This is a genomic window from Streptomyces sp. NPDC051286, from assembly GCF_044455345.1.
Lineage (GTDB): Bacteria > Actinomycetota > Actinomycetes > Streptomycetales > Streptomycetaceae > Streptomyces.
The window spans coordinates 1-9,261 of record NZ_JBITER010000096.1; the positions used below are offsets into that span (position 1 = coordinate 1).

7 protein-coding genes, 1 pseudogene and 1 CRISPR repeat array are annotated in these 9,261 nt (G+C 69.9%); all 8 genes and pseudogenes read right to left on the minus strand.

The features are described from left to right. Window positions 1-207: 207 nt before the first annotated feature. Window positions 208-2,062: direct repeats of the CRISPR family, unit length 29 nt; unit sequence GGGACCATCCCCGCGGGTGCGGGGAGCAG. Between the two features lie 166 nt (window positions 2,063-2,228). Next, window positions 2,229-2,585, minus strand: coding sequence for a type I-E CRISPR-associated endoribonuclease Cas2e (cas2e, locus tag ACIBB8_RS36725; RefSeq protein ID WP_398959628.1), 357 nt, complete (start codon window positions 2,583-2,585; stop codon window positions 2,229-2,231). Beyond that, a complete protein-coding gene (gene cas1e, locus ACIBB8_RS36730; RefSeq protein ID WP_398959630.1) occupies window positions 2,582-3,553 on the minus strand; it encodes a type I-E CRISPR-associated endonuclease Cas1e in 972 nt (323 codons plus the stop codon). The genes cas2e and cas1e overlap by 4 nt, the downstream gene beginning before the upstream one ends. A 4-nt stretch (window positions 3,554-3,557) precedes the next feature. Beyond that, window positions 3,558-4,331 carry a type I-E CRISPR-associated protein Cas6/Cse3/CasE gene (gene cas6e / locus ACIBB8_RS36735; RefSeq protein ID WP_398959632.1) on the minus strand — a complete coding sequence of 258 codons (774 nt, stop codon included), beginning with the start codon at window positions 4,329-4,331 and terminating at the stop codon, window positions 3,558-3,560. Further along, the gene (gene cas5e, locus ACIBB8_RS36740; RefSeq protein WP_398959634.1) at window positions 4,331-5,050 is read right to left on the minus strand and encodes a type I-E CRISPR-associated protein Cas5/CasD; all 720 of its coding nucleotides are present in this window, start codon (window positions 5,048-5,050) and stop codon (window positions 4,331-4,333) included. The genes cas6e and cas5e overlap by 1 nt, the downstream gene beginning before the upstream one ends. Further along, the gene (gene cas7e, locus ACIBB8_RS36745; RefSeq protein ID WP_398959636.1) at window positions 5,047-6,267 is read right to left on the minus strand and encodes a type I-E CRISPR-associated protein Cas7/Cse4/CasC; all 1,221 of its coding nucleotides are present in this window, start codon (window positions 6,265-6,267) and stop codon (window positions 5,047-5,049) included. Before cas7e ends, cas5e begins: the two co-directional genes overlap by 4 nt. Further along, window positions 6,264-6,998 (minus strand): type I-E CRISPR-associated protein Cse2/CasB, encoded by a 735-nt coding sequence (casB, locus tag ACIBB8_RS36750; RefSeq protein ID WP_398959638.1) that lies wholly within the window; start codon window positions 6,996-6,998, stop codon window positions 6,264-6,266. The genes cas7e and casB overlap by 4 nt, the downstream gene beginning before the upstream one ends. Next, a complete protein-coding gene (casA, locus tag ACIBB8_RS36755; RefSeq protein WP_398959640.1) occupies window positions 6,995-8,695 on the minus strand; it encodes a type I-E CRISPR-associated protein Cse1/CasA in 1,701 nt (566 codons plus the stop codon). The genes casB and casA overlap by 4 nt, the downstream gene beginning before the upstream one ends. Beyond that, window positions 8,688-9,158: pseudogene (locus ACIBB8_RS36760) on the minus strand (CRISPR-associated helicase/endonuclease Cas3); the annotation flags it as partial. The pseudogene ACIBB8_RS36760 and the gene casA, both read right to left, overlap by 8 nt. Window positions 9,159-9,261: the final 103 nt, after the last annotated feature.

The window sequence follows — 9,261 nt, forward strand, 5'->3', positions numbered from 1 at the left end:
GACGACCGCCGCGCCCTCGTGCCCGGCGCCCCGGCCGACCTGGTCTGGCTCGGCGCCGACCCCCGCACGGCCGACCCGATGCGGATTCGCGACATCCCCGTACGGGGAACCTGGCTCGCGGGCCGCAGGACGTACGGCGCCTGAACGACCGCGCAGCCACACCGGCCCCGTCCCGCGCGCTTCCTTACAGGCGCCCGGCCTCCGGACGGGACCATCCCCGCGGGTGCGGGGAGCAGGCCTGCCAACCGTGCCGAGAAGGCTGCTGCGCGGGACCATCCCCGCGGGTGCGGGGAGCAGCCGGCGCCAGTGCCAACGAACTTGCCGAGCGCGGGACCATCCCCGCGGGTGCGGGGAGCAGCGGCGCACCACCTCCATGGACCTCCCCGGCCCGGGACCATCCCCGCGGGTGCGGGGAGCAGGGTGACAGGGTTCCGGTGAGGGAGCCGAGCCCGGGACCATCCCCGCGGGTGCGGGGAGCAGAAGCAGCAGGCCGCCGACGACGCCCGAACCCAGGGACCATCCCCGCGGGTGCGGGGAGCAGGCGAGCTGTGTCTGCGACAGCGCCAGATTCCGGGGACCATCCCCGCGGGTGCGGGGAGCAGATTCAGGAACTCACCCCCGAGCAGCACACCACGGGACCATCCCCGCGGGTGCGGGGAGCAGGTGCTGCTCTAGCCAGTAGGTCAGTGGGGCGCGGGACCATCCCCGCGGGTGCGGGGAGCAGTCCTCCTTGCGGTGCTCTGCCTCATCGGTGACGGGACCATCCCCGCGGGTGCGGGGAGCAGCTACGGCCTGGTCCTCGGTGGCAAGTGCCGCAGGGACCATCCCCGCGGGTGCGGGGAGCAGACGTACTGCACCAGGCCGGAACAGTCGAAACTGGGACCATCCCCGCGGGTGCGGGGAGCAGTAGATCCCGTTGACGGTCTCCCACGATGCGCCGGGACCATCCCCGCGGGTGCGGGGAGCAGCCGCCACTCTTCCTGGAGGCGGCGCGCTTCCCGGGACCATCCCCGCGGGTGCGGGGAGCAGTCTGCTGGTCAAATGAGGGTGATGCCGCCGTCGGGACCATCCCCGCGGGTGCGGGGAGCAGTGCCGGGCGAGGCGGCGGTGGCCGAAAGAGACGGGACCATCCCCGCGGGTGCGGGGAGCAGGGGTGGCCGGTGAGCTCGCGCAGCTCGGCGAGGGGACCATCCCCGCGGGTGCGGGGAGCAGGAGGATGTCCCACTTTCCGAAATCGGAGTCGAGGGACCATCCCCGCGGGTGCGGGAAGCAGTCGGTGAGCACCACGCCCACCGGGCAAAGGGGGGGACCATCCCCGCGGGTGCGGGGAGCAGGCCATCAGCGTGGCCGCCTTGCCGGTGAGCCGGGGACCATCCCCGCGGGTGCGGGGAGCAGTGGCATCCGTTCCGGCATCCGTCCCGGGGACGGGGACCATCCCCGCGGGTGCGGGGAGCAGTACGAGGCCCTGCCGGTGGCGGAGCTGCGGAAGGGACCATCCCCGCGGGTGCGGGGAGCAGGAGCCGTCCTTGCGCTCTTCCCGAACCTGGGACCATCCCCGCGGGTGCGGGGAGCAGCGGTGCCCGTGCCGGCGTTCGCGGCCCACGACGGGACCATCCCCGCGGGTGCGGGGAGCAGACGCTGGGGCCGACCGCGCGGAAGGTGCTCGGGGGACCATCCCCGCGGGTGCGGGGAGCAGCAGCCTCCAGAGCCTTGTATGCAGCGTGGACCGGGACCATCCCCGCGGGTGCGGGGAGCAGCCGCCGTGTAGGGACTACTTGGCGGACACGGAGGGACCATCCCCGCGGGTGCGGGGAGCAGCCGCCGTGTAGGGACTACTTGGCGGACACGGAGGGACCATCCCCGCGGGTGCGGGGAGCAGCCTGACCAGATCCGGGAGTGGTGGACCGGCCGGGGACCATCCCCGCGGGTGCGGGGAGCAGGGCCCGGGGCGCTCCCCGCACCACATCGACAAGGGACCATCCCCGCGGGTGCGGGGAGCAGCATCCAGCGCATCTAGCAGCGGTCCGGGTGAGGGGACCATCCCCGCGGGTGCGGGGAGCAGGTGCGGGGAGCAGTGCTCTGCGCTATGTGGTCGGCGGGGAATTCTGGGTGCGGGGAGCAGGTGCGGGGAGCAGGCTCCGCGACCTGCGGTTTTAGGGCGGGTGCGAGCCGTTCTGAACCACTTTCATAGATTCCGGCAAATTGCCTGAACAGCTCATTACCGGCATTCATGTCTTTCCGAAGCGACGCCGTTTGGAGGCCTTGCTCCAGCCCGTCTTCGGGCCACCGCTGCTGCTCCTCGGTGCCGCAGTGGTGTTCGGGCGACGAATCAGTGTCAGCCCCTCGTGGTCGATCGGGTGCCAGCTGTGGTCATGGGTCCGGAAGGTGAAGCCCTGTTCGTTGTTCGTCGTATGGGCGAGCAGGGCCCGGCCTTGGCCAGCGTATTGCTGTACCTCGTCCCACAGGACGTCGCGGATTCTTGCTGATGGGTTGCCGATGAAGACGCCTGCGGAGATCTCGAGTAGCCAGCGGGTGAGGAATCCTCTGAGGCCGGCAGGGCAGTTGGTGAGAACGATCACGGTCACCAGAGCATCGCCTCGTCCTCACCGCTGTCCGTGCCCCCGTAATTGCGACCGGCCGCAACCTTGCGGTCTCCGTCGCTGTGGAGCGTGACGACATCCTGGTCGCTGGGGATCGTGGGGCCTGCTTCGTCGTTCAGCAGGAGGCGCTTGATGTCGTCCACGCAGCGGTCCAGCAGGGACGCTTCGTTGATGCGGTCGCGTAGGGCTCTGCGGGTGCGGGAGGCCACGTCCTCTTCGTCCTCCGCGGCAATGTCGAAGGCCAGGGGGATGCCGATTTCGGTCTTGTAGAGGTCGGCGATGTCGAGGACGAAGGACAGCTCGTGACCGGAGTGGACGAAGCCAAGTGCCGGGCTGCAGCCCAGGGATGCCACGACCGCGTGGGCGATGCCGTACATGCACTGGGCTGCGGCGGTGATGGCCTGGTTGACCGGGTCGCCTGCGGCGAAGTCGCCCGGGGTGTACTTGCGGCCGTGCCATGGGACGCCGGTGCGAGCCGCCTGGGCCCGGTAGCAGTCCTTGACCCGGCGGCCTTCGCGGCCGAGGAGTCCCTTACGGGTGAGTCCGTCCGGGTCCTCGTCGGGGAAGCGCAGCCGGTACATGGCGCGGGCAACGGCCAGACGGCTGCGGACGTTCGCCCACTGCACAGCCTGGGCCTCGGCCAGCGCGGACGAGCGGGTCAGGGCGCGCCCGCCTGCGTAGTAGCGCACGCCTTGCTCCCCCACCCAGGCGACGGCGGCGCCGGTCTCTCCGAGGACGCTCATCGCCTGGTGCGTGATGCGGGTGCCGGGACCAAGGAGCAGGGTGCCGATGGTTGCCGACGGGATGTGGGTGGTGCCGTCGGCGTCCTCGGCGGTGATGGCGTTGGCGTCCCGGTGCACCGTGCAGCGCTCCAGGTAGATGAAGGACAGCCGTTCACTGGTGCGGGTGAGGTGGCGTGGGGTGAGGGCCGTGCGCTGGGAGACCGTTGCCATCGCTTCACTCCGTGCCGGTGAGCGGTGCCAGGGTGATGAGGCCGCAGCCGTACGCCTTCGCCTTGCCGATTCCCTGGGTGAGGGTGCGGCGCAGCGCGGCGGGGTCGGTCACTTCGAGCCGGCCGTCGAAGGTGACTGTCACGATGGTGACCGGCTTCCTGCGGGTGCCGTCGTCGCTGCGGGACTTGTCGAAGGACAGGCCGTGTTTGTCCCGGACGGTCAGTTCGCACTGGTCCCCGAAGTGTTCGTGCTTCTTGTACGTCGTCCCGCCGGGCAGCAGGCGTTTGCTCTCCGGCTTCTCGAGGATGCGGAAGCCTCCGTGTTCCTGGCGGTCGAGGAGCCAGGCCATCTGATGTACGGGATTGAGATGGGCGGTGCGCTTCTTCGGCTCGTCCGGCTTGCGGCGGATGTGGTGGACGGGGTTGGCGGTCAGCCGGAACGCCCACTGCTTCCCCGCGGCCAGACGGTCGAGGAACGGGGCGTACGGTCTGGTCTGCCAGCCCGGGGTCTGCGGGTCGGTGGCCGCTGCGGGCCAGCCGGCCTGTTCCACGAGGTGGGTGAGGTCGGGCCGGGCGGGGCTGACGATGTACAGCTGTACCTCGGCCCGTGCGTTCTGGTCGAGGCGCCACAGCACCCGCGGCCCGTCAGGGGCGGCTGTGTCCGAGGGGAGCAGGGCGGGAAACGATGCCATGACTGCCGCGTGAAGCACCTGGGGAGAGGAGAGCAGGCGGCGGGCGCCGGGGCGTGCGGTGTTCACGCGGAAACGGGTCAGGAACATCAGGCGCTCTCCTCCAGGGCCTCGAACGGATCATGCCGGGGATGCCGGGGCACGGCAGCCGGGTTGGGGATGTTCACCGTCCTGCTGACCACGGTGCGCAGGGCATGCTTGCGGTGTTCGGCGGCGAAACTGAGAGGCTGGTCGCGCTGGAAGTCCGCGTCGTGCTCGTCCTCACCGGCCTCGCGCAGGACGACAAGGGACACCATGGCCTCGCTGCGGCGCTGCTGGCGGTACCAGGGGGCCGCCTGCCATTCCTCGTCCGTCAGTGCCTGGCGGAGTGAGACTCCGTCGTAAAGGCCGAGTTCCACCGGGCGGGCCGGTGGGCAGGAGCGGCGGCCCAGGAAAGGCGGGTACACCGGTGCGCGCAGGGCGGCGTGCAGGGAGGCGAGAAGTTCCCCGTCGCCTTCGAGGGCCGCGACGAAGACTGCGTCGGCCAGGTAGAAGCGCTCGGACAGCGGCATGGAGGTTTCGGTGACGCTGTGGTGTGCGGTCTGGAAGTCCCGTACCCGGGTGCCCGGCTGGTCGATGCGTACGCCGAACCGGAGGGCGCCCAGGCGCACCAGTGCCGCGTCGTCGCCGCGTTCGGTGCCGGAGGCGGCGGCGAGCAGGCCGATCACGCCGCTCTTGGTCGGTGCGGACTCGGTGGTGCGGCGGGTGAAACGGGCGGAGGCCCCCCAGGACTGCAGGGGGCCCGCCAGCCTCAGGGTGAGCACGCTCATGCGGGCTTCTCCAGGAGCTCGGCGACGGCCTGGCCGACCGAGGCGACGAGCTCGGTGATGTTCGCCGATTCGGTTCCGAGGCCGGCGAGCTTTTGTGTGTTCGGGCCGACCCGGAGCAGCCATGTGAGGGTGGAATCGTCGTCTCCGTACGCCCGCTCGATGTCGGGGACGTACTCCGCCAGGCGCGCGGACGCCTCGGACACATGGCCGCCCTGGCCGCTGCGGACGGGCTCCTCGAACGCGGCGACGAAGCTGATGGGCCGGGTGGTGCGGAGCTTGACGATCACGGCGTCGGGCAGCGTGTGGTGACCGAAGGTGTTGATCTTCCCGGTCGGCAGCGACTCGGTGAAGCCCCGGACGAATGCCTCGACGGCACGGCGCACCGGGGTGGTGCGCGACTCGTCCTCGCGTAGCCCCTCGCCGAGGTTGGCGGCCAGCTGATGAACGCCGAGGCCCGCGTAGCGGTAGAGAGTCGCCGAGTTGAAGTCGACGGTGCCGATCATTCCGGCGCCCGGCTCCGAGTCCTTGTTGTGGTCGTCGACGGCCGTGAAGTAGTCCGACTCGTTCTCGACGCGGTGGACGCTGATGGCATGGGCGACCTGAACAGCGGCGTCGACGTTGAAGTCGGCGTCGTCCGCGACCATGCGGCCGAACAGCGCGATGTCCACGGAGTGGCGGGTGTCGGCGATCTGCTTGGCCCGGGCCTTGTTGTCCTTGTGTTTCAGGAATGCCTTGATGTCGGCTGCGCCCTCGACGGCGAGACGGGCGAGTCCGGCGAACTGACGGGTGCTGAGGAACACGAGGTACTTGGACTGGGGAGCAGTGTCCTGCGTACCCTCCTCACCCGCTCCGTCCTCGGCCGCTGTCTTCTTCGCGGGGCTCTTGCGCTTGGGCACCTCGATCTTCAGGCCCGTGGCAGCGATGACCTCTGTCGCCAGGTTCAGCGCGTCGGCCTCCTCCAGCGACGGGTCGGCATCGCGGATGTGGTCGGCCAGGACCTCGACGACCTTCTTGGTGCGCACACCCAGTTCACTCGGGTCGAGAAGGCTCTCGGCCTTGAAGTAGTCCCGGGTGGCCTTCTTCCATGCCTGGCTGGAGACACGGGCCCGCGGCACTCCCCCGTACACCGCGGTCTTCGGAGCACCGGTGTCGTCTCGGTTCAGGTTGCTGGGCGGGACGGTCTGCAGGGCGTGCACGTCGAGATAGAAGCGGTTCACGAAGCGTCCTTGTCGGTGGTGGTCGTGTCAGAGGTGGCAGTGGCACCGGTGGTCGTCGCCGGGTCTGCGGCAGGCGTCCGTTCCTCGGCGTTCTGGCCGTCTTCATGCCAGGCGTGGAAGGAACGGCCCCATTCCCTGCGTACGGCGTCCGGGCCGCCGGGCTGCTGCCAGTGGTAGAGCTGTCCGGCGAGCAGCGCGTAGTCGAGCGGGAACTGCTCGCGGCGCAGCAGCAGGACGATGTCCCGCAGGCGCTGGGCAAGGGCGGTCAGATCCGGTGCCGTGCCGACCCGGACCAGGCGTTTGCGCAGGGGTTCGTCGATCTCGCCCGGCTTCATCATGCGGCGCACCGCGGCGCCCACTCCGCGCGGCTTTCCGGGACTGCCGGTCTGATGCATTCCGGCCTCGCTGCGGGACTGCTGGTGCAGGGCCCACAGCGTGAGAGCGACGTGCAGGGCGTCCTCGGCCCGGGCCAGTTGCTTCTCGCTCAGCGCGTAGGGGCCCTCGTGCGGTTCGTGCAGCGGTGTCGTGTCGACGAGATTCCACAGGTCGGGGAGCTGTCCGGCTTCGCGGCCCGCGCCTCTGCGGAGCCTGGCCAGGGCTGCCACGTCCTTCGGGTTGTCGGCCAGATATCCGCGCTGGAACGCGGTGATGCGTTCGGCGGCAAGTTTCTCCACACGCCTGCGGACAGTGGGCCATGCGGTGTCGGTGGGCGGAGCGGTGGCGGTCGTCATGCGTGCACCTTCGGGGCGGTGTCGGTCGCCGGGGCGCTGCCCGCGCCCGGCAGTCGGTCGGGAAGATTCGGGTGGCCCAGGCACCTGTCCAGGCGGGATCGGAACCACTTGCCCGCGAGAGCGGAGTTGAGCCACTCGGTGCCGCTCTTGAGTGTGATGGTGCGGCCCTGCCAGGCGGCATCGCCGGCCTCGGCCATGAGGCGGTCGCCGAGCCTGCTCACGATCCGGTGCACCTGGCGCTGCCATTCGGTGCGCTGCTCGTACGGGTCCTGGTGGCCGTCCAGGCCGGCCAGCCACGTGCGGTACGGGGTGTCGAGTGCGGCGAAACCGAGGTCCCGTGCTGTGGCACCGGGCCCGTCGCTTTCGCTGCCCGCGGCACGGGCAAGGTTGGTGGCGAGGTCGCCGAGTGCGTTGACGGCGTCGTCGGCATCGGTGACGGCGTCGACGGCCTGCTCGGCGACCTCGCGGTTTTGCTGGTGGAGCAGGGCCACCGCCATGGAGATGTGGTCGTCGACGACTTCGTCGATGACGGACTGCTGCGTGCCGTACTGGGCGCCGACAATCCGGGCCCGGACGGGGTAGCCCTGCTCCAGCTCGCCGGCCGTCACCAGATACGCGATCCATTCCAGGACCCTGGGCCGCAGACGGTTCGCGGCTTCCGCGCCTTGGGACGCCTCGGTCCGGTCGGCGATCAGGGAGGCGATCCCCCGCCACGCGGAGCGGGCCGGGTCGTGTTCGCGAGGCATGTAGACCAGGGGTTCGCCATGCTTCTTCTCCTGCGCCGTACTGCGCCGCCAGGCAGTCATCGGCTCGTAGCCGTGCTTGTTGCGCGCGTGAAGCGGGTCGCCGTAACCGAGAACCACACCGTGTACGCCGTCGGCGTCGGCGTACAGGAGCAGGCGCCGCGACTGCCAGGTGTACAGGTCACGTACGCCCGTGGGCGGACGTTTCGGCCCTTCGCCCGGCCCACACGCCCCGCGCCGCCAGGCAGGAAGGTCGTCGACACCGTCAAAGTTCAGGCCGGGGGTATCGGCAGGAGCCACGAGATTGAGCAGGAGGGTTTCCCGCAGGGTGTGCCCCTCCGCGAAGACCCCTCCGAGGTTGCCGGCCCAGCCAACTCCGAGCGGATACACCTTGCCGCCCTTGACCCGGTCGTCGCCCGCGACGCCGGTCTTGATGCCGGAGGTGTCGTAGGCGTGAGTGTGGACGACCCAACGGGCGGCCTCGGCGAACGTGAGCCGGTCGACGGCGGGCATCCGCGAGCTGAAGAACGGCTCACCGTTGGGGACATCGGCCACGATGCGGTTGAGCGGGAAGACCTCGTTCTTCACCGTGTGCAATCCGGCGACCTGGAAGAACGGCGTACGCGCATCGAACAGGTCGAACCGGCCACGGTGCTCGTCGAGATAGGCGGCCAGGGGCGCGAAGCAGTCCTCGTCCTCCCACAGATCTGCCCAGTGGTCGGAGTCCCGCGGTCCGTCGAGCGCGTCGTGGGCCAGAGCGAGCAGCAGACGTATCAGAGCGAATTCCTGAGTGGGCAGGTCCCCGACGAGCCGACGCAGGGTGCCGGCCTGCTCGAACACCTCCCGCAGCGACAAATCGTCCTGAGCACCGTCCAGTCTCAGCACCGGAATCCAGGGCCGCGTGGTCAGGTCGAACGACAGCACGCCCGCCGCCTCTTCGCTTATTTCAGGCACTGGCCACCTCAAGACCGTCGCTCTCGCTGTACCGGAGTGAAAACCCTGCCAGACGGGTCTGACAATCCTCATCGAGCGCAAGAATCAGCTGGCCGGAGAGCCAGTGACTGTCCTTCTCCTGCCAGGCGCGAACGTAGAGTTCCTCCAGCTCTGCGATCGCGCGGTCCATGACTTCGGCGTACGCGAACTGGATCGGCAGCCTCAGCCCACAGCTCGCCGCCGCCCGTGCCGTTCTCGACGGTGGGGGCTGGTCCCGGGGCAGTTCCAGCCCCGCGAGCCGGTTGCCGTGACGGTCCGGGGCCAGCCACGGCACCGTCGCCAGCGATCCATCGGCGCGCTGCTGCACGACGACGACTTCCAGACTCTCCCTGCTGTCGCGGACCTGGGCCCGCCCGGCCCGGGTGTCGTCCGCGTCGCCCACGCCTGCCGCCACCCACCCGAACAATGGCCTGCCTGCCCTTCCGGCCGCCTCCGGAAGTTGTCAAGTCAAATGAGACGGTTTGACGCTATGCGGACTGTTGTAGAGGTTTTGTTTCCGGTGTCGGTTCGTTGATCCAGACCTGCTC